Consider the following 22,483-nt stretch of genomic DNA (forward strand, 5'->3'; position numbering starts at 1 on the left):
ATTGTGTCATCCGACGTTCTCGCCGTGAGCGGGCGCAGCGATACGCTGACCGGCATGAGTGAGAATGCGACGCCCGACCACCTGACACTGGCCTCATTCGACGCACCGAGCTCGGCAGCGGCTCGCGCCGCTCTGTCGCTCGCCACGCAGTACCACTCCCCGACCCTGCTGAATCACGTGCTGCGGTCATGGCTGTGGGCCGAGGCGTTCGCGATCGTCGAGGGTCGCTCGGACATCGACCACGAACTCCTCTACGTCGCCGCCGTGCTGCACGACATCGGCCTGGTGCCCGAGTTCGACAACGTCTTCCGCTCATATGAGGAGTCCGGAGGGCACGTGGCCGTCGCGCTCACCCGGGGCGCCGGATGGGACGAGCACCGTGGCCAGCGCGCGCTCGAGGTGATCGTGCGGCACAACTGGCCGGCTGTCGACCCCGACCTCGACGTCGAGGGATACCTGCTCGAGATCGCGACGGGTCTCGACATCTCCGGCGCGCGGCCCGATGCGCTTCCCGCATCCTTCATCCGCGAGGTGCTCGACGCCTACCCGCGCCTCGACCTCGCCCAGGAGTTCGGCACCGGAGTCGTCGACCAGGCGGCGCGCAAGCCGCACACCGCGGCGCACCGGCTGGTCGAGGGCGGCGTCGTCCGCAAGCTGGCGGACCACCCGCTCGGCTGACGCACCGGGCTCGAACCCGGCGCGGCGCTCACTTCACGGTCGCGGTCACCAGCAGATACTCCCAGTCCATCGCGCCGCTCTCGAGGTGGCGGTCGCCGAGCGTGGCCAGGGCATCGTCCAGCTCGCCGCGCCGCTCGTGATCGTCGCCGATCCCTCGATAGGCCGCAGCCGTGGGCCCGTAGAAGTCCCGGAAGAAGTCCCGGAACTCCGCGCCGGACGCGAACCTGTCGACCGACAACCGGCGGCGCTCCATCGTCAGATCGGTGACGCGGGCTCCGAGCAGCTCGCGCACGTGGTCCTCTCCGCCCCAGAGCGGCGGCGGCTGGACGCCTGCGGGAGGTGCGGGGACGAAGCGCTTCAGCGTGGCGAACAGCTGGCCGATGAAACCCTCGGGCGTCCAGTTGATCAGAGCCAGCCGGCCGCCGGGGCGCACGGCCCGCGTGAGTTCGCGCGCTGCGACCTCGTGGTGCGGCGCGAACATGACGCCCACGCACGAGAGCACAACGTCGAACGAGTCGTCGGCGTAGGGCAGCGCCTCGGCATCCGCCTCCTCGAACGTGAGGTCGATTCCCTGCCGTGCAGCATCGGCGCGCCCGATCTCGAGCAGTTCGGGCGTGAGGTCGCTGGCGATGACGGCTGCTCCGGCACGCGCCGCCTCGATCGACGCGTTGCCCGTGCCGGCGGCGACATCGAGCACCCGATCGCCGGGTCCGACGCCGCTCTCGGCGACGAGAACCCTGCCGAGTTCGGGGATCACCTCGCGCGCGACGGCGGCGTAGTCGCCGAGCGCCCAGACGATCCTGTGCTTCGCCTTCAACGCGCGATCCGCATCGGTCTGAAGGTCTGTCGTGCTGTTCATGATGGGCTCCTCTGCCTTGTGATCCTCACGCTACGAAGCCCGCACAGACCGCTCTAGTATCGGATCTGTACCGGGTCTATCGTGAGGCTCGTGGGCGCCCCGTACTACCAGTTCTGCCCCGTCGCCAAGGCGATGGAGCTGCTGGACGAGCGCTGGACGATGCTCCTCTTACGCGAGCTGCTGCTCGGCACCGAGCACTTCAACGACCTGCGCCGGGGCCTCCCCCGAATGTCGCCCACCCTGCTGTCGCATCGGCTCGACCAGCTGCAGCGTGCGGGTCTGATCGAGCGCATCGCCCACGGCGCCGACGTGCGCTACGTGCTCACCCCGGCGGGCGCCGAGCTGCGGCCGGTCGTCGAGCAGCTCTCCGCGTGGGGCGTGCGGTGGATCGGCGAACTCGGCGACGCCGATCTCGACCCCAAGCTGCTGCTGTGGGACATGCACCGCAACATCGACCATGAGACCGTTCCGGATGCGCGCACGGTGATCGCACTGCACTTCACCGACGCGAGTCCGGCGCGACGCCGGTGGTGGCTGGTCATCCACGACGGGGATGCCGACGTGTGCGACGCCGACCCCGGCTACGAGGTCGCGATCGAGGTGCGCTGCTCGCTGCGCGCCCTGACCCGGTTCTGGCGCGGAGACATCGAATGGACGACGCTGCTGCTCGCGGAGGACGCCACGGCGACCGGGCCGAGTCACCTGCGGCGAGCGCTGCCCTCGTGGTTCACGCGGCCGGGGTATGCGGCGGTTCCGCGCGTGGGTGCACTGGCGGGTGTGCCTGGACGCTGAGCGTCCGTCTCAGCGAAGCAGGCTCGCCGACAGTCCGAGCAGTGCCGTCGCGGTGAAGTCGATCGCCGGTTCGACGGTCTGCCAGGCCCCGACATCGTCGAGATAGCGCGAGCCTCGACCGTCGAACTGCGCCCACTCGGCACCGTCGGCGGCATCCGATGCGCACGGCACCATCGTCGCGAATCTGTTGAGCTCGTCCAGCTGCTCGGCCGCGTTCGGACCGTTCACGACCGCGCCGAGAAGCGGGCCCGCGTCCGCGAGATTCGCCACCTGATGCTCGGGACACTGCGGGTAGGTGTCGCCCGCGCCGATCATGAAGCTGCTCCCCCAAGCGTTCGCGCCGAAGACCCAGGCTCGCTGCTGCTCGGCGAACTCGCGATAACCGTCGTCGCCCGTCACCCGTTCGTAGTACCCCGCGGTCGCGATCAGCCCGAACGCGAACGGCACCGAATCGAACTCGACCAGACTCACACCGGCACCGAACGGATCGCTCGCTGCGGCGTCGACGCCCGAGTCGAGCTGACGGCGCAGGTCGTCGATCAGCAACGGCGCCACGGCCTCATCCTGTGCGGCGAGCTCCGCATGGGCGAGCGCACTGACATCGCCGACACCGAGGGTGCCCCGCACATCGGAGTCGATGTACGCCGTCGCCCACGCGGCGGAGTCGTCCAGCCACCCACGCGCACGATCGTCGCCTATCGCGTCTGCCGCGATCGCGAGCTCGACCGTGGCGAGCTCGAGGTCGTCCTGCCACGAGTCCTCCGGATAGAACTCGGCAGGTACCGCCGTGGCGTTCGCCGCGGGCTCGGTGTCTGCGAGGGCGTAGATGTCGGCGGCCTTCGTGAGCCAGGTCGTCGCCGCCTCCTCGTCGCCCTGGGAGACTGCGCGCTGGGATGCGAGGGCGAAGGCGGCGGCGACGCGCCCGGCGACGGAGGGCTGGATGCTGGACCCGGCCTCGCCCGCGAGGAAGATCGGTCGGTGGGAGATCGTGTAGTCGGGATCATCCTGGGGTGCGGCGTTCGCATCGTCGTCTTCCGGCAGACGCCAGACGTCGTGATCGGTGCGCACGGCGTCGTTGCCGTTGCCGATGCCGACCTGCAGGCCGAGGGTCTGCGTCTCGTCGTCCCACATCCGGTCGAGCCACGCGAGTCCGAGCTCGATCTCCGCGGCCAGATCATCGGATGCCGTCGCACCGTCGCGTTCGGCCACGATCATCGCCGTCGAGGCGTAAGCGGTCGTCCCGGTGAACTTCAGGAAGTCACCGGCGTCGAACCAGCCGCCGGAGACATCCCAGGGAGGGAGGCCGGACGGCACGAGCTCGCCGACGAGTGTCTGGCCGCCGTCTTCGTAGGTCGGTGTCTCGTAGACCGTCGCCGCGGCGTCCAGAAGGTGAGACGGCTTGCGGTCCATGACCTCGGGGATCACATCGGCACCGTCGCGCTGGGCCTGGAAGAACGTCAGCGTCAGGTCGGCGAGCGGGCGCAGCACGTCATCTCCCGAACCGATGACGAACTCCGGCGAACGCCCCTCGACGCCCCCGGTGAGTTCGATGCGGTAGTCGCCGACATCGTCGAGATCGGTGAGATCGATCGGGCGCACGGCGTCGTACTCGTCATTCCACGGCGTGCTCGCATCACCCAACTCACCCTCGAGCATCACGTCACCGCTCGAGTCGACGACGCGATACCCGGCGCCGTCCAGCGCCCCCGCATCACCCATCGCGTAGGCAGTCTTCGACTCCCCCACGATGTACCCGGTCTGATCGACCCGAACCAGCGCGTCGGCCGACTCGGGCGCAGAACAGGAGGTGAGAAGCAGCGCGGCCACCGCGAGCAAAGCAGTGGGTGCGATCGGGATCGGAGGGGAGGAGTACCGATGAGCCGCGGTAGCCGACGCGGTCACGCTGGAGCCGACGATGACGCTGCCGGGCGGATGCCCGCCAGGAGGATGCCGAGGAACAGGTGCCGGTCGCTGGGCTCCCCGATGCGCACGGCATGCTCGACACCGCACACGAGCCGCTCGATCTGCCCGATCGAGAGGTCCGCGCGCACGAGCTTCGCGTCGCGCGCACGCTGAAGCACCTCGTCGAACGCGACGAAGATCTCACGCTTCATCGCACGCACAGACTCCTCTTCGTCGTCGGGTGAGAGCAGCACGGCCTGAAGGCCGCCATCCTGCAGCTGCAGCGCCAGCGCTTCGCCGAGAAAGGTGGCCAGAGCGCTTTCGGTGTCCGGATGCTCGGCCGCCGCACGGGCGATCTTGACCATGCGCTCCAGCGTCTCGACCGCGAGCGCCTCGGTGAGCGCATGCACCGACGGGAAGTGGCGGTACACCGTGCCGACGCCGAGCCCGGCATCGCGCGCGACGTCGTTCAGGCGCAGACCCCCCGACGGCCGAGCGCGCGCGGCGTCGAGGATCCGCGCTCGGCTGCGCGCCGCATCCGCCCGTATCTGCGCCATCCTCCGATCCTAGCAGCGCAAACGGATAGACATTCCGTTTATGCTACGGTCTAACCGGATAAGAAATCCGCTTAGAGAACGAAGGCAGAAGTGAACTGGAATCCCGACCGTCTTCCCGACCGGACCGGACGCACGATCGTCGTCACGGGCGCGACCGCGGGCATCGGCTACTTCGCTGCCGAGCAGATCGCCGCCTCCGGCGCCGAGGTCGTGCTCGCGTCGCGGTCCGAGTCGAAGCTGCGCCTCGCCGAAGCATCCATCCGCGACCAGGTGCCCGGAGCCTCCGTGCGGAGCGTGGTGATCGACCTCTCCTCCCTCGACTCCGTGTCTCGGGCGGCGGACGAGCTGAGGGCGCTCCCCCGAGTAGACGGAGTGCTCCTCAACGGCGGCGCCATGACCGGCTGGCGCGGTGCGCCCACGGCCGACGGTCTTCCCCCGATCCTCGGAACTCACGTGATCTCGAACGTCCGGCTGCTCGCCGGCATCCTGCCCTCCTTGATCGCCACCGGAGAGGCGGAGGGGGTCGCGAGCCGCATCGTGCACACGTCGACCGGATTCGTGTCGCAGTTCCGGCTCGGGGTGGAGGACGTGAGCGCGACCCCGCGTACTGCCATCGCGGCGTACACCAAGGCCAAGACCATCACCGAGGTGTTCGCGTTCGAACTCGACCGCCGCCTGCGGGCCGCGGCCCTTCCGGTCGCCTCGCTCGTCGTGCGGCCCGGAGTGGGCGTCGATGCCAAGACCCCCGAGCGAGCCGGCATCCGCGATGCCACGACGCCGTATCAGCGCAATCCCTACACGCCCTGGGCCCAGGGCAAAGACACCGCCGCCTGGGCGGCGGTCCGCGCGCTCACGGATCCCACAGCACAGGGCGGCGAGTACTACGCGCCCGCCGGACGGCTGCGCGGGCTGCCCGTACGGGTCGAGCCGCTCCCCCGCACCCACACTCCTTCGGCCGAACTCGCGCAGAGCGTGTGGGACCAGCTCGAAGAACTCGCGGACGTTCGTCTGGGGTTGCCGATCCGACGCTGATCAGCGGTCGGCCGTACGGCGAAGCCCCCGCACGCAGTCGCGTGCGGGGGCGTCGCCGGTCCCGGGGGAAAGCAGCGGGGGACTACTTCGAGACGAGCTCCGAGGGGAGATCCTCGGCCGTGTTGACCGCGCGATGCTGCCGCACGGTCATGGTGAGGATCGCACCGATGATCATGATGGCACCCGTGATGTACAGCGCGATCGTCGCGACTCCGGTGGCGTCCTTCACGAAGCCGATCAGGTACGGCGCCGCGAAGCCGGCGAGGTTTCCGGTCGAGTTGATCAGCGCGATACCGCCGGCGAGAGCGGTTCCCGCGAGCATCGAGGTCTGGAAGCTCCAGAAGATGGCGGGGATCGACAGGGCGCCGGCGTTCGCGAGGCAGAGTCCGATGATGCCCCAGACCGGATCGGTGCCCGCGATGATGCAGATCGCGAATCCGGTGGCGCTGAGCAGGAATGCCGCGGCGATGAACTTGCGTCGCTCGCCTGCACGGTCCGACAGGAACCCGAACGTCACCATCGACACGATCGCGGCGAGGCTCGGCAGGGCGCTGAGGAACCCGACCTGCACGGTGTCGGTGATGCCGAGGTCGCCGATCAGGGTCGGCAGCCAGAAGCTGATGCCGTAGAGGGCGAAGTTGTAGGAGAAGTACACCGCGGTGAGCAGCCAGATCAGCTTGCTCGTGAAGACCTTGCGCAGCGGGGTCTCGGCTTCGTCGACGCGCTCGGCGGCGAGCAGGGTGCCGAGACGCGCGCGCTCGGGTTCGGTGAGCCACGTGACGGTGCGGTAGTCCTCCTGCAGGCAGAACAGGATGACGATGCCGAGCAGCACGGTCGGGATCGCCTCGATCACGAAAAGCCACTGCCATCCCGCGTGGCCCCAGACGCCGTCCATGCCACTGAGGATGAATCCGGAGACGGGTCCGCCGATCAGACCGGACGACGCGAGCGCGATGTAGAAGATGCCCCAGGCGCGTCCGCGACGGCTGGCCGGGAACCAGTGCGCCATGTAGAAGAGGATGCCGGGGATGAACCCGGCCTCGGCGACACCCAGGAGGAAGCGCAGGAGGTAGAACATCCACTCGCTGTCGACGATGAACATGAGACCCGAGATGAGGCCCCACGTGATCATGATGCGCGCGATCCAGCGGCGCGCGCCGACCTTGGCGAGGATCAGGTTCGAAGGGATCTCGAAGATAAAGTATCCGATGAAGAACAGCCCGGCGCCGAGGCCGTAGACGACGTTCGAGAAGCCGAGGTCGGCGCTCATGGTCGCCTGCGCGTATCCGATGTTCACGCGGTCGAGGTACGAGAGGAAGAAGCCGAGCATCGCGAGCGGGAGCACGCGCAGCATCACCTTCCGGAAGAGCTTGTCGTCGTTGACGTTCATGGGGGGTCCTTGGTCGTTGTCAGGGATCGGTCTGTGTCAGGAGATCGCGTCGATGAGAGGTCGGGGGTCGTACACGCGCTGCGCCGTGTCGTGGAAGACCGCACGCTGGGCGTCGGAGTCGAAGGCGGAGAGGATCTCGCGGTAGCCGTCGACCAGGCCACGGAAGTCGATGAACATGCCGTCGACGGGGAAGTTGCTGCCGAACATGACGCGCTCGGCACCGAAGATCCGCACGAGATCCTCGATCGGACCGCGGTTGGCCTCGACGGTCCACGGCGTTCCGGCGACGCAGAGCCCCGACGCCTTGATCACGACGTTGGGCGCCTCGGCCACCCGCCCGAGGGCAGCGCGCCAGGCCGTGACCGTCTCGTCGTCGCGTGACGCGAGCACGCCGGCGTGATCGATCACGATCGTCGTCTCGGGGAAGTCGGCGGCGAGACGGTGCGCGTCGTCGAGGTTCCACCACGGCGTCTGCAGGTCGAAGTGCAGACCGTGCCCGGCGAGACGCGCATAGCCCTCGCGCCAGGAGTCGTCGCTCAGCAGCGAGCGCACGCCCGCTTCGGCCTCAGCATGCGACGTCGCCCCACCCGGCTTGTGCCGAACGCTCTTCACGGCGGGCATGGCGGCCAGCTCGGCCAGGCGTTCGGCCGCATCCGGAGCGTCGAGCCAGGCCTGAGCGACCATCGAGCCGGGCACGCCGGACTCCTCGCGGTACCGCTCGATCGTCAGCACCTCGGCCATGCCGTCGCCCGGCACCCATTCGGCCTCCATGTAGACCGAGGCGACGACGCCCGTCCCCGCGATGTCCCGCAGATAGTCGGCCGGCAGGTAGTCGCGCTTGATGGGCTCGTAGTCGCCGTACCGATGCGCGACTCTCGCGCCCGGAGCCAGCCATGGATGACGGCCGAGACCGAGGTCCCACACGTGGTGGTGGGCGTCGATGATCGGCCCGTCGTAGAGGTCAGGCATGCGCGACCGCCTTGCGCACGCCACGCCCCTCGAAGTCGATCGACAGCGAGCCGACGAGATAGATCGCGGCGCAGACGGCGAGGTAGATGAGCACCGCGGTGTAGCCGCCGGTGAACTGCACGAGGAGACCCGCGACGATCGGCACGACGATGCCCGCCGAGGTGCCGGCGAAGTTCATCACTCCGCCGACGACGCCGACGCGCTCGGGCTTGGCCAGACGACCGGGGATCGTCCAGTAGAGGCCGCCGAACAGGTTGAAGAACACGCCGATGCAGAGCAGGGTCACCGCTGTCGCGGCATCGCTCACGAACGGCAGTGCGGCGAGCGCGAGCAGGCTGAGGGCACCGGATCCTCCGAAAAGCAGCTTGAAGGCGCGGTTCGGAGACATCCGCTTCTGCAGGGTGTCGGCGAGGATGCCGCTGAGGATCTCACCGACGGCTCCGCACAGGAAGATGAGGAAAGTCGCGAATCCCATCGCCGCGAGGTCGAGGCCCCGAGCCTGTGAGAGGTACGTCGGCCCCCAGGTGACCAGGCCCCAGAAGACCATGGCCCAGCCGATGCGCCCGACGACCATCCAGAAGACGGTCGCCCTGCTCATGCCCGGCGGTTCCTCCTCCACGCGCTCCTCGACGCCGCCCGAGCGGATCAGCTCCTCCTCGGCGCGGTTGACGAGCGGATGCTCCGACGGGTGGTTGCGGATGAACAGCGCCACGCCGATGCCGATCACGATCGTCGCGACGCCGATGATGAGGAACGACCAGCGCCACGAGCCCGTCGCCGTGATCAGGCCGGTGACGACGAGCGCGCCGAAGGCGGATCCGAGCGGAGCGCCGGAGTCGATGAGCGTGACGCCGGTGGACCGGTGCTTCGCCGGCAGCCAACGGGTGACGAGCTTGTTGGCCGACGGCATGTACGGCGCCTCGAAGGCTCCGAGGCCGAGGCGGCTGAGCACGAGCATCACGGCGTTCACGGCAAGGCCCGCGAGGGCCGTGAACGAACCCCAGATCACGGCGGCGATGCCGATCACCCTGCGCGGTCCGAACCTGTCGGCGGCCGCTCCACCGGGGATCTGGAACAGGCAGTACGTCCAGAAGAACGCCGAGAGGATGACGCCCTGCACAGCAGGCTCGAGCAGGAACTCAGCGCTGATCGTGGGCAGGGCGACCGACAGCGACGCCCGGTCGATGCAGTTGATCGTGTAGAAGACGAACAGCACGACGATGACCCACCAGCGGATCTTCGTGGGGCGGGCGGTGCGGGCGGCGGTGCCCTGGTCAACGGTGGTCATCAGTGGTCCTTGGAGAGTGAAGCGGAGGGAAGTGAAGAGAGGTCGAGTCGGTAGACCCGTGCAGCGGTGCCGCGGAACAGGGCGTCGAGACCTGCGGCGTCGAGTCCTGCGGCGCCGACGAGGATCGTGTCCATGACCTCGTCGAAGTCGGGAGCGGTGAGCGTCGCGACCGGAAGGTTCGAGGCGAACAGCGCGCGGTCGGCACCGAAGATCGAGAGGGTGTCTCTGACGACGACCTCGTTCGACGGGCGATCCCAGAGGTTGCGGTACAGGCCGAGCTCCGACACCTTGACGACGGTGCGGGGCAGCGCGGCGAGGCGCTCCATGCCGTCGCGCCACACACGCAGTCCGTCGGCGGAGCGGTCGAGCGGCAGGCCGCAGTGGTTCACCACGACGGGGAGGTCGGGGAAGTCGGCGAGCACGTCAGCCGCCTCGGCCAGGTGGTAGTAGGGCACCCGCAGATCCCACGAGAATCCGTGCGCCTCGAGGGCGGCGATCCCCTCGACCCACTCCGGGTCGTGGAGCGTGCCCGCCCCGTTCGCACGCTCGTCGGCGCGAGCGGCGATCACGGGCTTCGAGCGGATGCCGCGGACGATCGAGCGCTGCGCGTGAGCGTCCAGGACCTCGTCGCGATCGTGCTGCAGGAACCCGACGTGCGCGACGGCGGCGAGCGGGAATCGTCCGGCGGTGGCGTCACTGAGCCCCTGGAGGAAGTCGTCCTCCTCGACCTGCTCGCTGCGGCTGCGCTCGGCCTCGCAGTGCACGGTGCCGATGACATCCCAGCCCTCGGTCGCCGCCAGGTACTGGCGCGGCAGGAAGGAACGGCGCATGGCGGTGTAGTCGCCGAGGAAGAAGTCCTCGTTGTACTCGTCCTGGATCCAGGGCCAGTGGCCGTCGCCGTCGAGATCCCAGAAGTGGTGATGCGCGTCGACGATCCGCAGCTCGTATCCGTCGGGGAGACGCGCCTCGCGGATGCGGCGAGCGGCCTCGCGGGTCACAGTCGCACACCCTCCACGAACGCGGCGCGCACGTCGTCCGCGACACCCTCGAGGTCGGAGATGCGGATGAGGTCGCCCTCGGCGACGTCACGCACGAGTCGCGCGCCGGAGAGCAGGTAGTAGGCGGCGGTGAGCGCATCGTCGGTGTCGCTGAGCGCATCGGCGCGGTCGATGATCACGGGGCGGACGCCGGCGATCTCATGGTGGTGCCCTCGCACCTCGAACGTCGTTCCGGCGGCGAGCGCCTCGGAGGCCCGAGCGGCGAGCACGGTGTGGTGGCGCGGCTCGGCGAACGGCGTCGAGCCGGACGTCACGGCGTCGATCGTGAGCGGCGTCTCGACGCCCATGAAGTGGTACGGCCAGTAGATGCAGGCGTACTCGCCCGAGCGCGAGACGATGTGCCCCTTGCCCGCGAGCAGGCCCCAGACCTCATCGTCTCCGGTCGTGACGATCGTGAAGACGCCGCCGGCGAAGCTCGTCTCACCGGGCAGGCGCAGTGCCGAGAAGACGTCGACCGCGCGGTCGGTGCCGATCAGGCCGCCGTCGGAGCGGCGGGCGTAGATGTCGGCCAGCTCACTGGGACGCGCGACCGGGTAGTGCATCCGCTCGGTGTCGGCGGTGGCACCCGAGTAGAGCGAGACGACGGCCATCTCGCACGAGTCGGCGGCGGCAGCGCGCTTGAGCGGGGCGACGATCGCGGCGCGTGCGGCGAGGGTCTCGTCGATGTCGTCCGCGAGGAACAGGTGATCGCCGAGACCTGACGCGTCGATCCGCTCGCCCTGCTGGTCGAGGATGCCGGTGGCGGGGTCGAAGACGAGGTCGTACTCTCCGGACTTGCCGAGCGCCACGACGTGCAGGCCGACCTTCTCGACCCAGTCGAGCAGGCGCAGCAGGTTGGCGGGCTGGTCACCGTCTCCGGGGAGGTAGCCGACACCGCGCTCCCGCGCCGCGTTGGCGAGCGAGACGCCCGCCACGCTCTCGATCTCCTTGCTGACCATCACGACGTGGATGCCGCGGCTGATCGCCTCTGCGGCATAGCGGTAGCCCGCCTCGACGCGACCGGAGGCCTCGACGAGCACATCGATCTCGTCCCAGCGGACGTCATCGTGACCGGGGATCGGTTCGGCGTCGGGAAGACCGCCGAGGTCGGCGATGAGGGTGCGCACGCCGTCGACATCGGGGTCGATGAGCTGCGTCGCCGTCATCCGGTCGATCGACCGGAGCTGGGCGAGGAAGGTGCGGCCGAAGCCTCCGCGTGCGCCGGTGAGAGCGACGCGAACAGGAGTGCGGGTCATCGGTGGTCCCCTCTGCACGGGACGTTCCGTGCGGTCGTGCGATGCCCGGGGAGCGGGTTCTCCCGTGGGCGTCGATCACTTTTCCACAGTCGTACAGAATTATCAAATTTGTTCACAAGGATTAACACGTGGTCAAATGGTGTGACCTACCCGAGGAGGACGCGTGATCGAAATCGGCGCAGTCGCAGACGACTTCACCGGCGCGACGGATCTCGCCATCGCCCTGCGCGAACGCGGCTTCCGTGCGGTGGTGTCGATCGAGGACTCTCCCCTCGACCCTCAGAACCTCGGCGATGCGGATGCCGTCGTCGTGGCGCTGAAGACGCGGACCGCCCCCGTCCCCACTGCCGTCGCCCAGAGCGTGCGCGCCGTCGCGGCCCTCGAAGCGCTCGATGCGCGGCAGTTCTATGTGAAGTACTGCTCGACCTTCGACTCCACCCCCGAAGGCAACATCGGTCCGATCCTCGACGCCGTGATGGACGAGCTCGGCGAACAGCGCACCATCGTCGTGCCGTCCTTCCCCGACAACGGCCGCACCGTCTATCGCGGTCACCTCTTCGTGGGCGAGGAGCTGCTCGAGCACTCCCCCATGCGCCATCACCCGCTCACCCCGATGACGCAGTCGCGGCTCCGCGACATCCTCGCCCCGCAGACCGGCCGCGAGATCCACGAGATCGCCGCCCCGACCGTCTGGGCGGGCCCGGCAGCACTGCGCGGCGCGCTGGCGTCGTCACCCGCGGGGTACACCGTGGTGGACGCGATCACCGACGCCGACCTCGAGACCATCGCCACCGCCGTCTCCGACTGGCGCGTGGTGAGCGGAGGAGCGGGCCTGGCTCTCGGGATGACCGGCCCACGCCCCGGCACGCTCTCGCAGATCGAGCCGGTGCCAGGGCGACGCCTGATCGTGTGCGGCAGCGCCTCGGCCAAGACCCGCGCGCAGATCGCTCATGCAGCCGAGACTCTGCCGTCCCGCAAGCTCGACATCGAAGCCCTCGCGACAGACCCCGAGAGCGTCATCGCCGAGGCGGTGTCGTGGCTGCAGGGCCTGGCCGCCGACGAGATCCCCGTCGTCTACTCGGTCGGCTCGCTCGACGACATCCGCCGCGGGTCCGCGGGCAACACCGTCGCGGGGCTCATCGAGGACGTGCTCTCGGAGATCGTCTCCCGCGCCGTCGAGAGCCTCGGCGTCACCCAGGTGATCGTCGCGGGCGGCGAGACCTCGGGAGCCGTCGTCCAGCACCTCGGCATCCAGCGTCTGCACATCGGCCCTCGCATCGCGCCCGGCGTCTGCTGGAGCGCCGCCGATGCCGCGCACGGCCCCCTCACCATCGCACTCAAGTCCGGGAACTTCGGCTCCGAGGACATGTTCACCACCGCCTGGAGGGCGCTCGATGACCTCACCGATTGACGACCTGATCGCCGCGGGCGCCCGCGTCGCGGCAGCGGGGATCAGCCCCGGAAGCAGCGGCAACGTCAGCATCCTCGCCGACGACCTGGTCTACATGACGGGCACGGGCACCGACCTCGGCCGCCTCTCGGAAGACGACATCGCGGTCGTCACGCGCGAGGGCACGTTCGTGCGCGGCGCGAAGCCCTCGAAGGAGCTCGCTCTTCATCTGGCCTTCTACGAGAAGAACGTCGGCCACACGGCGGTCGTGCACCTGCACTCCCCGTTCGCGGTCGCGGCGAGCTGCCTCGAGCCCTGGTCGGAGACGAGCGCGATCCCGCCCCTGACTCCCTACTTCGTCATGCGCGTGGGGCAGAGCCCGCTCGTCCCGTTCCGCGTGCCCGGCGACCCCGACCTCGCGGCACAGCTGCTCGCGCTCCCGCACGCGTTCCATGGCGCGCTGCTCGCCAACCACGGGCAGATCGTCTCCGCGACCACGCTGGACGCCGCGATCGAGGCGGCGATCGAGCTCGAAGAGGCATGCCGCATCACGCTGCTCACCGACGGCAAACCCCGGCGCCTGCTTCCCGCAGAGGACGTCGCCGCACTGGCCGCGCGGTGGGGCACTCCCTGGGCCGAGAGCGCCGCCCTCGTTCGCTAGGCTGACCACGACATGACGAAGCCCGCCTCTGCCGCATCGACGCCGCTCATTCCCGAGCAGCGACGCGAGCTCATCGTCAAGCACCTCCGCCGCGAAGGGGTGCTGAGCTATCGCCAGCTCACAGACCTCGTCGGTGTCAGCCACATGACGATCCGCCGCGACATCTCGGTGCTCGAAGAGGCCGGCCGCGTGCTGGCCACGCCAGGGGGCGCCAAGATCGCCTCACGTCTGGTGACCGAGCCGTCGCGTTTCGAGAAGGCCCGTCAGGACGTCGCCGAGAAGGACGGGATGGCACGCCATGCGGCATCACTCGTCACCGAGTCGATGACGATCTACCTCGATGCGGGCACGACGATCCAGGCGATGCGGCCCCACCTCGAGAGCATCCGCGATCTGACCGTCGTGACGAACGACCTCGCGATCATCGCCGCATTCCTCGACCACCCCACGGCGGACATCATCGCGATCGGCGGGCGGGTCGAGAAGGCCAACCAGTCGACGACCGGTCGACTGGCCGCCCTCACCCTGCACGAGCTGTCGATCGACATCGCCTTCCTCTCGTCATCGTCATGGGATCTGCGCCGAGGCGTCACCACGCCGACCGAATCGAAGATCGCCCCCAAGACGGCGGCCCTCGAGAGCGCGAGCGAGACGGTGCTCGTCGCCGGCAGCTCGAAGTACGGCACCTTCGGCCGCTACCGCGTGCTCGACCTCACCGATCTCGACATGATCGTCACGGATGCCGGCCTCAGCGATGCCACGGCGACAGGGATCGAAGAGCTCGGAGTCTCGGTCGTCCGCACCGGCGGAGACGCCGGATAGACCGCGTCGGCGGCTCACCGGTGCGGCCGACCCGCTACTCCTCGCTCGAGTCGAGGAAGACCCCGACGCTGTCGCCGTCGAGGACGAACTGCAGCGTGGTGCCCGAGGGGTAGCGTTCGCGCAGCTCGTCGGGGGCGAATCCACCGAGAGGCACCTCGGCGGTCGCCGGGAACACCCCCATGCCGCAGTCCGAGTACATCTGTCCTTCGAACCCCCAGGAAGACTCGTTGTAGTCACGCCATTCCGGCAGCTGGTCGGTGCTCACCACATTGATGCAACGGTCTTCGGCCGAGCGATCGCCCGACTCCGAGGACCAGAGCGGGGTCACGAACACCGTCAGGCCGTAGAAGTCCGCGGACTCGGCATCCTTCTCCGCACCGAACCAGCCGGGAGGGATCACGCCCGCGCTCGACAGGGTGAGCGTGTCGATCTGGGGCGCTCCGGCAGACGACGACACCGGCGCTATCGACGCGAGAGCGAAGGCCATCGTGCCTGCCAGCGCCGCGGCCGCCACGACGGATGCCACCCACAGCGGTGCTCGCCAGCGCACGAGACGCGCGCGCCAGTCGGTCTCCTCGGCCTCTTCATCGCCCGCGTCGGAGTCGTCCCAGAACGAGTCGTCATCCAGCCTCTCGATGAGGTCATCGCTCGCCCGTGACTCGTCGGCGGCGGGGAGCACGACGCGCAGCTCGGCGATCTCGCCGGAATCGCGGCGATCACCGGTGTCGCGGGCGGCCCCCGGACCGCCACCCGCGGTCGTGCTGCCGCCCCCGCGCCGTATGGATGCCGCGACGCGGGACGACTCCAGTTCCTGCAAGCGACGCAGTGCGGCCGGGTCCGTCGCGATGTCGGCATGGGGGCCGTAGGCGCGAGCACGCAGCTCACGCAGTTCGGCTTCGGCGGCGGCATCCATCCCCGGCATCGTCTCATGACGACCCCCGCGCGCACAGCAACGGGCGGGTGGAGGTGTGAATCACCCTCCACCCGCCCGCGCCGGGGGTCTTACTTCTTGAACGCGTCCTTGACGTTCTCGCCGGCCTTCTTCGCGTCGGCCTTGACCTGGTCGGCCTTGCCTTCGGCGACGAGCTTGTCGTTGTCGGTCGCGTTGCCGATCGCTTCCTTCGCCTTGCCGGCGATGTCCTGAGCGGCGTTCTTGATCTTGTCGTCGAGTCCCATGAGGAGCTCCTTTCGTGAGGTGATCGTTGACTGCGGGAGGATTCCCGCGGTCTTATCGCCGTTGCTCTTCGCGACCGACGATAAGTGGGTGGACGGATGTCAGCGACGAACCTTGTCGAGCGCCTTCTCCGCAGCCTTGGCCGCCTTCTTGGCGGTCTTGGCTCGTTCCTTCTTCGCCTTGGGGTCGTTCCACATCCGCACGAGCTGATGCCGGACCGACTCGCCCTTGTTCACCTGCACGGTCGCCGACCGGCTGCCCAGGACGTAGGCGACGAAGGCGACGGCGCCGATGAGGAGGATCTTGTTTCGCATGATGCGGGTTCCTGCTTCCTGAGAGATGGGACGACGGCCGGTGTTCAGGACAGCCGACGCTGGTCGTGGGCGAGACGCGCACGGAGCCCGGTGTGGATCGAGACATAGGTCTCGGTGTCACGGCCGGTCAGGGTGGCGAGGTTGGTGAGCAGACGGTCGATGTGATCGACGACCTCACGCGGGTCGGTGTTCTGTCGCGGCGTGACCGCCACGTGCAGCACCGGGGTGTTGCGGATGTCGTTCGCCGTGACCTGGGCCGAGAGGATCTCGTCCCTCGTCGCGAGCGAGTTCTTCACGGCATCCGACACGAACGATTCGGTGACGGTGACCCGACCGAGCGGGTTCTGCGCCCCCGTCGAACGGAAGGCCGTCTTCGAGCGGCGCCCGGCGATGCTGGTGAGGGCGAGGATCAGCAGCACGATGACCACGAGGATCGCCGCGACGGCGCCGATCCCGATCCACGAGAGGCTGCCGCCGGCGATCGCGGTGGCGGTGATCGCCTGGTCGAGCCAGGAGCGGGCGTCCTTGCCGGCCGACGTCCAGATGTCCGTCGCGGTGGGCCAGCTCATGATCGCGATGCCGAGGGCGCCGAGGGCCAGGAACAGCAGCCCGATGATCAGCAGCAGAGTGCGGTTCAACGCACGGTTCGTGTTGTTCACAGCTCGTCCTCCTGCTCGGTGGGGCGCTCGATGCGCACCCGGGTACGGACGCTCCTGGCGAGTCGGTACGTCTGCAGCTCGGCGTCGGCAGCGGACTGCACCGCGCTCTTGTCGATCGGGATGCCGGCGCCGGGGCGCACGGTGACGTCGACCCCGCGGTGGCCCACGCCGACGGTGATGTTGTCGCGGGCGAGGCCCGTCTCCTCCGAGAGGTGCTGGGCGAGAGCGCTCGCGATCACGCCGTTGTCGACGACGACCGCCCGGTCTCCCGCGTCGAGGGTGTGCTTCGACAGGCGGCCCGGCGTGAGGGCGAGAACGACGAACACGACCCCGATGAGGGCGAGCACGACGCTGCCGGCGATCACGAGCCCGGCGGGCTGCGCGGTGGGAAGGCCGACCAGCCATCCGCCGGCCGCGGCCGGACCGAGCAGGAGCGCGGGCTGGGCGGCGAGGCTCAGCACGATCTCGAGCCCGATGTAGGCCAGGGCGAGGATGAGGAGGATGACCGCCACGAACATCGCGACGGTGCGCGGCGAATGCGTCTCGCGTCGGATGACGCGACGAAGAACCGGGGTGCTCATCGCACTCGTCTCCTCTCGGGGATGGTCGCACCGGTGATGGTGAGGTTGATGCGGGTGACGTCGCGTCCGAGGACGTCGGTCAGGTTCCGCTGGAGCTGCTCCTGCAGCTGGCGGGCCCGATCGAGCACGGGGACGCTCTGGGAGATCGCGACGGTGTCGTCGAGATCCGGGACGGGAAGCGGTGTGGCGATGCGCACCGCGATCCCGCCGGGGTGTTCGGTCACGTCGACCTTCACGTCACCGCGAGGGACACCGATCAGGGTTGCGGACGCCTGTTCGGTGACCGTGCGGTAGACGCGTTCTTTCACGTCGACGCGACCAGGGACGGTGGCCTCGGTGGCGGCCCGCTCGGGGCCGCCACCGGCGGCGAGGTGCTGGTCGGCGCGCATCAGGAGGTACGCCGCCCGGTGAAGGCGTCCGCGAGACCGCGGACGTCGAGCTTGCCGGAGGCGATCCGACCGATGAGTGCCCCGATGCCGGCGAACAGAGCCATGAGCAGGAAGCCCCAGAATCCGAACATCAGCGCAGCGAGGGCGAGGAGGGCGCCGATCAGGGCGCCCGTGGTGGTGGGGGTCATGAGACGCGCGACTCCTCGTTCTCGTTGCTGTCGTCACCGGGCACGTGCACGTCGTTGACCTCGACGTTGACCTCGACGACCTCGAGGCCGACCAGGCGGCTGATCGCTCCGGCGACGGCGGCGCGGACGTTGTTCGCGACCTCCTGGATGGGGGCGGGGTACTCGACGACGATCGTCAGGTCTGCGGCGGCCTGGGTCTCGCCGACCTCGACCTTGACGCCCTGGGCGAGGTCGGTGGCGTTGATCACGTCGCGGATTGCGCCGAAGGCGCGGGCTCCGCCACCACCGAGCGCGTACACGCCGGCGACCTCACGGGCGGCGATACCGGCGACCTTGGCGACCACGCCGTCGGCGATGACCGTCTTGCCCGCGGCATCCGTGTCTGCGGGGATCCGCGACGTCGAGAAGCTGGAGGAGCGGTCCACACGCGAGGTGGATGCGGCCGGCTTCGGCGCGGCGGAAGTCTGTGCCAGTTCCTTCTCGGCGGGGCTGGCGGGAGTGTTCTGATCCTGAGTTGCCATGACTTTTCCTTCGTCTCACGTGGTGCCGGTTGCGAGACCTGATGGCCTCACCGGGAGCGTGTTGGTCGCTCACAGATAGGACGTGCGAGGGCGAGGATTCGTCACAGATTCGTCGAAGAATCTTCTGAGCGCCCCTCGAGCGCCGCCTAGGTTGGAGAGCATGACGTCCTCCTCGGCGGGAATACCCGACCTGCACGGCCGCACGATCCTCGTCACCGGAGCGAACGCGGGCATCGGATACTGGTGCGCTGAGATCCTCTCCGCACACGGTGCGCGGGTGCTGCTCGGATGCCGGTCGTCCGAGCGCGCGGAGGTCGCCGCCTCGTCGATCCGTGCTCATGTGCCGGGGGCTGACCTCGGCATCCTCCCGGTCGATCTCGGGTCTCTCGCGAGCATCCGGGCCGCCGCCGCCTCGCTCGGCGAGCGTCTCGACGCCGTGATCTGCAATGCGGGGGTCAAGGCGGCGGATCGCGCCGCTCGCACCGCCGACGGGCTGGACCTGATGGTGGGCACGAACTTCCTCGGCCACTTCGCCCTGCTCGCGCAGCTCGGCGATGTGCTCGCCGACGATGCGCGGGTCGTGGCGGTCGGCTCACTCGCGCACCGCTTCGCGCAGATCGACCCCGCGACGCTCTCGCAGCCGTGGACCGGGGCCTCCCTGCGTCAGTACGGCCGGTCGAAGGCCGCGCTCATGGCGTTCGCCTTCGAACTCAACCGTCGGTGGCGGGGCACGGCGCGCTCGGCGTTGTGCGCGCACCCCGGCTACGCCGTGGATCCGCTCACCCCGCACCGCGACGGCCTCGCCGACGTCTCGGGCCCGGCGCGGGCGTTCGCCTCGCTCACCCGCCCGCTCGTGCAGGGGAAGGATGCCGGGGCCGCGCCGATCGTGCACGCGGCGGTCGCGGCGGATGCCACCGGCGGCGACTACTGGGGTCCCGGCGGTCTGCTCGAGTTCCGCGGAGCGCCGAAGCGGGTCACCGCGAGCGCGCAGGTGCGCTCGGTCGACGTGGGAGCCGAGCTGTGGTCGGTCGCCGAGCACATGACCGGCGTGCGCTTCACGGTCTGAACGCTCAGCTCCGGGAGAACAGGAGCAGGTCGGGCAGGCTCGTCGCGAAGTAGTCGATCTCGCCGTCGGCATGCCGCGCGATCGGCGGCGTGTACGCCGGGCGCCCCTCGCCGAGGCTGAGCGGCGGCTCTCCCTGCGGCAGGCCGAGAGCGTCGCGCGCTCGATCCCAGGCGCCGAGCACCCGACCCTCGCCGCCCTCCCACGGCTGGAAGACGCGGCTCTCGAGAAGCGCGAGTGCCTCCGCGGCCGATCCCGTGCTGACCAGCAGGTCGGCGTAGGCCACGACGAGATCGTCACGGGCGGCGACCACGTCGAACCGGTCGGCGAGACGCTCCCGTCGCTCGATATCGGTCTCTCCGAGTCGGACAGCCAGCTGGTCGCGCTCGAACAGCAGCCGCGCATCGCCCGGATCGAGGGCCACAGCTCGCTCGTAGTGCGCCACGGCGCGGACATCGTCGTGCGCCACGTTGTAGCTCGCCAAACCCGCGTTGCGATGCACGACCGGGTCGTCGAGGCCCCCCTCGATCGCCCGCTCCCACAACGCCAGGGCATCCTCACGGCGCCCCGCGTCATAGAGGAGCGCACCGAGCAGGCTCGCCGCGACCGGGTCCGGCTCTGCGGCGAGCGCCGCCACGAGCACGTCGTGGTCGTCGAGTCCGGCGGGGAAGGTCCAGCGCCGGTCCGATTCCCTGGCCGCGGCGCGCTCGCGTGCGGCATCGTCAGCGAGGCCGAGCCGGTCGAGGATCGCTGCGCGGTGGTAGCGGGCGAGCGGTGCGACGTTGCCGGCGGCACTCGGCGGCACGCGGGTGGCATCGTCGAGCACCGACAGGGCGGCATCCGCCTCGCCGGCCCGCGCGAGTTCGCCGGCCAGGTCGAGGAAGGTGCGGCCGTCGCCGGGTAGAGCACCCGTGTCGAGGAAGCCGAGCAGCGGGTCGAGGGGGTCTTCGGCGCGAAGCCGCCGGAGCGCCGCCCCGGCATCGGCGTCACGTCCGAGTCGTCTCAGCAGCACCACTCGCAGCGCGCCTCGTCGGCGGTCGTCGGAGGCCACGGCATCCAGCTCGTCGAGGTCGTGCAGGGCCGCGGCGTGGTCGCCCGCCTGCGCCGACTGACGCGCCATCTCGAGCCCGGCGGGAGCGACGAAGGCTGCATCCCAGAATGCCTTCGCGAAGGAGCGGCGGGCGGCGGCGGCGTCTCCACGACGCTGCTCGACCAGGCCGAGCAAATAGAGGGCGTCCGCGTGCCGGGGGTTGGCATTGCGGGCGGTGATGCGCGCGAGCGCGCGGTCGAGCAGTTCCTTCGCCCGGCCGTAGGAGCCCGCCCGGTAGGCGAGCTCGGCAAGTCCGGTGAGCACCCGCGCGTCGGAGGGATCCCGGCGCAGCGCCTCGTCCCAGTACGGCAGCGGCGAACGGCTCGGATGCCGGTACTGCACCAGATGCAGCCCGATCAGGTAGAGCTCGTCGGTGCTGTCGACATCGGCGGGTGCGGACGGGGCCGTGGCGGTCCACGGCTCCTCGCCCTCGTCGGAGGCGACCTCCTGCCACGCGACGAGCGTCGCTCCGGTCGCGGCCCGCAGCCTCACGCGCAGCCCGGATGCCGACGGGATGCCGGACTCCACCAGCCACACGTCTCCCGGCACCAGGTCAGCCGTGTGCTCCGAGCGGAGGATGCCGTCGGCGTCCCGGATCTCGAGACGAGCGCCGGCCTGCGGCGACGTCACCGCCACCTTCACGAGCAGATCCCCGTCCCTGTCGACGTGGATCGCGGCCTCGGTGGATGCCTGATGGGCGACGCCGATCCCGGGGATCGGGTACCAGTACTGGCTGAACCGCTTGGTCTCGCCCGGCGCCAGCCAGCTGAAGTCGGGCTGGTTGTCGGTGTAGACGCCGGCCATGAGCTCGACGTAGGGCCCATCGGCATCCGTGAGCAGCCGATCCCACGCGTGGCCGAAGGGCGCATCCCCCCAGGTCCACTGCTTCTTGCCCGGTGCGACACGGCGGTCGGCCCAGTGCACGAAGCCCGCCTGGGCGTCATGGTCGTACCCGCCGAAGTACTCGTGCTCGGTGTCGACGATCATGTACGACGTCGGCACGGGGATGTTGCGGTACCAGTCGATGCGGTCGGCACCCGTTTCGCGGCGGGCGCGCTCCCGGTAGTCGACGCCGTAGTACGGACGGTCGGCCTGGGGGTACCCGGTGAGGGCGCGACGCGCGTGGTCGGCGACGTGGCGCACGTCCTCGGGGAAGAACGACTGGTACTGATCGTGCACCCGCACGGCGACGTTGGCCCACCAGAGGAAGGTCTGCGCGATGCTCGTGCGGTTGTGCAGTCGCACGTCGACCCGCACGGTGGAGCTGTTCGCGCCCACGTGGATGCCGTGCGTACCGCGCATCCGGGCGAACGGGTCGTGGTCGCTGCACCACACCGTGACGCTGCCGTCGTCGTGGCGCTCGATGGTCGACTCGACCGGCAGGAACGTCGCGGGACGGTGATGCTGAGGCCAGTTGAACTCGACCCCGCCGCTCATCCACGGCCCCGTGAGCCCGACCAGGGCGGGCTTGATGACGTTGTTCCGGTAGAAGAAGTCGTAGCCGGTCGTCTTGTCGTAGGCGACGTGGATGCGTCCGCCGAGCTCGGGCAGGATCATCAGCCGGAGGTAGGCGTTCTCGATGTGCACGGCGTTCCACCGGCGACGCACCGGGGCCGACGCGATCCGCTCGATGAACGGCATCGGATACACGCGCCCGCTCGACCCCTGATAGACGCGCTGGTCGAGGTACATCGGGTAGGTCGACGGCGCATCCGGCTCGTACGTGTCGATCTCGACCGCCTCGTACCAGGCGACCGCGCGGCCGGCGTCGAGGTCCGCCCGCAGCGCTGCGGGCACGTCGGGCAGGACGAGCTCCGCGTTCGAGCGGTCGGCGGTCTCGGTCGTGGTGTCGGTGCTCATGATCTGTTCTC

General features: G+C 69.5%; 24 protein-coding genes. 7 read left to right on the forward strand and 17 right to left on the reverse strand.

The annotated features are described in order from the left end of the window. Positions 1-54 precede the first annotated feature (54 nt). Positions 55-678, forward strand: coding sequence for an HD domain-containing protein (locus tag JOF42_RS01275; RefSeq protein ID WP_210096197.1), 624 nt, complete (start codon positions 55-57; stop codon positions 676-678). A 28-nt stretch (positions 679-706) separates the two neighbouring features. Here the strand turns inward: JOF42_RS01275 and JOF42_RS01280 are convergent, their stop codons facing one another. Then, positions 707-1,537 carry a class I SAM-dependent methyltransferase gene (locus JOF42_RS01280; protein WP_210096198.1) on the reverse strand — a complete coding sequence of 277 codons (831 nt, stop codon included), beginning with the start codon at positions 1,535-1,537 and terminating at the stop codon, positions 707-709. Positions 1,538-1,627: 90 nt separating this feature from the next. Here JOF42_RS01280 and JOF42_RS01285 point away from each other — a divergent pair, with 90 nt between their 5' ends. Next, the gene (locus JOF42_RS01285; protein ID WP_210096199.1) at positions 1,628-2,329 is read left to right on the forward strand and encodes a winged helix-turn-helix transcriptional regulator; all 702 of its coding nucleotides are present in this window, start codon (positions 1,628-1,630) and stop codon (positions 2,327-2,329) included. Positions 2,330-2,338: 9 nt separating this feature from the next. On the opposite strand, the gene JOF42_RS01290 is transcribed toward JOF42_RS01285, so the two are convergent. Together JOF42_RS01290 and JOF42_RS01295 are read right to left on the reverse strand one after the other, a co-directional pair. Further along, positions 2,339-4,231 (reverse strand): glycoside hydrolase family 9 protein, encoded by a 1,893-nt coding sequence (locus JOF42_RS01290; protein WP_210096200.1) that lies wholly within the window; start codon positions 4,229-4,231, stop codon positions 2,339-2,341. Further along, positions 4,228-4,788 carry a TetR/AcrR family transcriptional regulator gene (locus JOF42_RS01295; RefSeq protein ID WP_210096201.1) on the reverse strand — a complete coding sequence of 187 codons (561 nt, stop codon included), beginning with the start codon at positions 4,786-4,788 and terminating at the stop codon, positions 4,228-4,230. The genes JOF42_RS01290 and JOF42_RS01295 overlap by 4 nt, the downstream gene beginning before the upstream one ends. A gap of 90 nt (positions 4,789-4,878) precedes the next feature. On the opposite strand from JOF42_RS01295, the gene JOF42_RS01300 reads away from it, so the two are divergent. After that, on the forward strand, positions 4,879-5,820 hold the full coding sequence (locus JOF42_RS01300) for an SDR family NAD(P)-dependent oxidoreductase (protein WP_210096202.1): 942 nt from the start codon (positions 4,879-4,881) through the stop codon (positions 5,818-5,820). A gap of 82 nt (positions 5,821-5,902) precedes the next feature. On the opposite strand, the gene JOF42_RS01305 is transcribed toward JOF42_RS01300, so the two are convergent. The 5 genes from JOF42_RS01305 to JOF42_RS01325 are packed head-to-tail and all read right to left on the reverse strand — an operon-like array spanning position 5,903 to position 11,760. Beyond that, positions 5,903-7,210, reverse strand: coding sequence for an MFS transporter (locus tag JOF42_RS01305; RefSeq protein WP_210096203.1), 1,308 nt, complete (start codon positions 7,208-7,210; stop codon positions 5,903-5,905). A 36-nt stretch (positions 7,211-7,246) separates the two neighbouring features. Then, positions 7,247-8,179 carry an amidohydrolase family protein gene (locus tag JOF42_RS01310; protein ID WP_210096204.1) on the reverse strand — a complete coding sequence of 311 codons (933 nt, stop codon included), beginning with the start codon at positions 8,177-8,179 and terminating at the stop codon, positions 7,247-7,249. After that, complete coding sequence (locus JOF42_RS01315) at positions 8,172-9,467, reverse strand: MFS transporter (protein ID WP_210096205.1); 1,296 nt, start codon at positions 9,465-9,467, stop codon at positions 8,172-8,174. Before JOF42_RS01315 ends, JOF42_RS01310 begins: the two co-directional genes overlap by 8 nt. Then, a complete protein-coding gene (locus JOF42_RS01320) occupies positions 9,467-10,465 on the reverse strand; it encodes an amidohydrolase family protein (RefSeq protein WP_210096206.1) in 999 nt (332 codons plus the stop codon). Before JOF42_RS01320 ends, JOF42_RS01315 begins: the two co-directional genes overlap by 1 nt. Next, positions 10,462-11,760, reverse strand: a complete 1,299-nt coding sequence (locus tag JOF42_RS01325) for a homoserine dehydrogenase (RefSeq protein WP_210096207.1) — start codon at positions 11,758-11,760, stop codon at positions 10,462-10,464. Before JOF42_RS01325 ends, JOF42_RS01320 begins: the two co-directional genes overlap by 4 nt. Before the next feature lie 163 nt (positions 11,761-11,923). On the opposite strand from JOF42_RS01325, the gene otnK reads away from it, so the two are divergent. From otnK to JOF42_RS01340, 3 genes are read left to right on the forward strand one after another with little or no spacing between them, the layout of a single operon-like run. Beyond that, positions 11,924-13,171: a 3-oxo-tetronate kinase gene (gene otnK, locus JOF42_RS18145; protein ID WP_307803500.1), complete on the forward strand. Its 1,248-nt coding sequence runs from the start codon at positions 11,924-11,926 to the stop codon at positions 13,169-13,171. Beyond that, positions 13,155-13,811, forward strand: a complete 657-nt coding sequence (locus tag JOF42_RS01335) for a class II aldolase/adducin family protein (RefSeq protein ID WP_210096208.1) — start codon at positions 13,155-13,157, stop codon at positions 13,809-13,811. Before otnK ends, JOF42_RS01335 begins: the two co-directional genes overlap by 17 nt. Before the next feature lie 12 nt (positions 13,812-13,823). Next, the gene (locus JOF42_RS01340; RefSeq protein ID WP_210096209.1) at positions 13,824-14,633 is read left to right on the forward strand and encodes a DeoR/GlpR family DNA-binding transcription regulator; all 810 of its coding nucleotides are present in this window, start codon (positions 13,824-13,826) and stop codon (positions 14,631-14,633) included. Positions 14,634-14,667: 34 nt separating this feature from the next. On the opposite strand, the gene JOF42_RS01345 is transcribed toward JOF42_RS01340, so the two are convergent. The 8 genes from JOF42_RS01345 to JOF42_RS01380 form a co-directional block, all read right to left on the reverse strand. Beyond that, on the reverse strand, positions 14,668-15,546 hold the full coding sequence (locus JOF42_RS01345) for a hypothetical protein (protein WP_210096210.1): 879 nt from the start codon (positions 15,544-15,546) through the stop codon (positions 14,668-14,670). Positions 15,547-15,635: 89 nt separating this feature from the next. Further along, positions 15,636-15,809: a CsbD family protein gene (locus tag JOF42_RS01350; protein ID WP_210096211.1), complete on the reverse strand. Its 174-nt coding sequence runs from the start codon at positions 15,807-15,809 to the stop codon at positions 15,636-15,638. A 99-nt stretch (positions 15,810-15,908) separates the two neighbouring features. Further along, positions 15,909-16,121, reverse strand: coding sequence for a hypothetical protein (locus tag JOF42_RS01355; RefSeq protein WP_210096212.1), 213 nt, complete (start codon positions 16,119-16,121; stop codon positions 15,909-15,911). Positions 16,122-16,165: 44 nt separating this feature from the next. Then, positions 16,166-16,780, reverse strand: coding sequence for a hypothetical protein (locus tag JOF42_RS01360; RefSeq protein ID WP_210096213.1), 615 nt, complete (start codon positions 16,778-16,780; stop codon positions 16,166-16,168). Further along, positions 16,777-17,361 carry an Asp23/Gls24 family envelope stress response protein gene (locus tag JOF42_RS01365; protein WP_210096214.1) on the reverse strand — a complete coding sequence of 195 codons (585 nt, stop codon included), beginning with the start codon at positions 17,359-17,361 and terminating at the stop codon, positions 16,777-16,779. The genes JOF42_RS01360 and JOF42_RS01365 overlap by 4 nt, the downstream gene beginning before the upstream one ends. After that, positions 17,358-17,750, reverse strand: a complete 393-nt coding sequence (locus JOF42_RS01370; RefSeq protein ID WP_056311292.1) for a hypothetical protein — start codon at positions 17,748-17,750, stop codon at positions 17,358-17,360. Before JOF42_RS01370 ends, JOF42_RS01365 begins: the two co-directional genes overlap by 4 nt. After that, entirely contained in the window at positions 17,750-17,938 is a 189-nt protein-coding gene (locus tag JOF42_RS01375; RefSeq protein ID WP_056512003.1) for a DUF2273 domain-containing protein, read from the reverse strand. The genes JOF42_RS01370 and JOF42_RS01375 overlap by 1 nt, the downstream gene beginning before the upstream one ends. Further along, complete coding sequence (locus JOF42_RS01380) at positions 17,935-18,459, reverse strand: Asp23/Gls24 family envelope stress response protein (RefSeq protein ID WP_210096215.1); 525 nt, start codon at positions 18,457-18,459, stop codon at positions 17,935-17,937. The genes JOF42_RS01375 and JOF42_RS01380 overlap by 4 nt, the downstream gene beginning before the upstream one ends. Before the next feature lie 160 nt (positions 18,460-18,619). On the opposite strand from JOF42_RS01380, the gene JOF42_RS01385 reads away from it, so the two are divergent. Continuing rightward, positions 18,620-19,525: an SDR family NAD(P)-dependent oxidoreductase gene (locus JOF42_RS01385; protein ID WP_210096216.1), complete on the forward strand. Its 906-nt coding sequence runs from the start codon at positions 18,620-18,622 to the stop codon at positions 19,523-19,525. A gap of 4 nt (positions 19,526-19,529) precedes the next feature. On the opposite strand, the gene JOF42_RS01390 is transcribed toward JOF42_RS01385, so the two are convergent. Next, positions 19,530-22,472, reverse strand: coding sequence for a DUF5107 domain-containing protein (locus JOF42_RS01390; protein ID WP_210096217.1), 2,943 nt, complete (start codon positions 22,470-22,472; stop codon positions 19,530-19,532). Between the last annotated feature and the right edge of the window lie 11 nt (positions 22,473-22,483).

The sequence above is a fragment of the Microbacterium phyllosphaerae genome (genome assembly GCF_017876435.1).
In the GTDB taxonomy this organism is placed as follows: domain Bacteria; phylum Actinomycetota; class Actinomycetes; order Actinomycetales; family Microbacteriaceae; genus Microbacterium; species Microbacterium phyllosphaerae.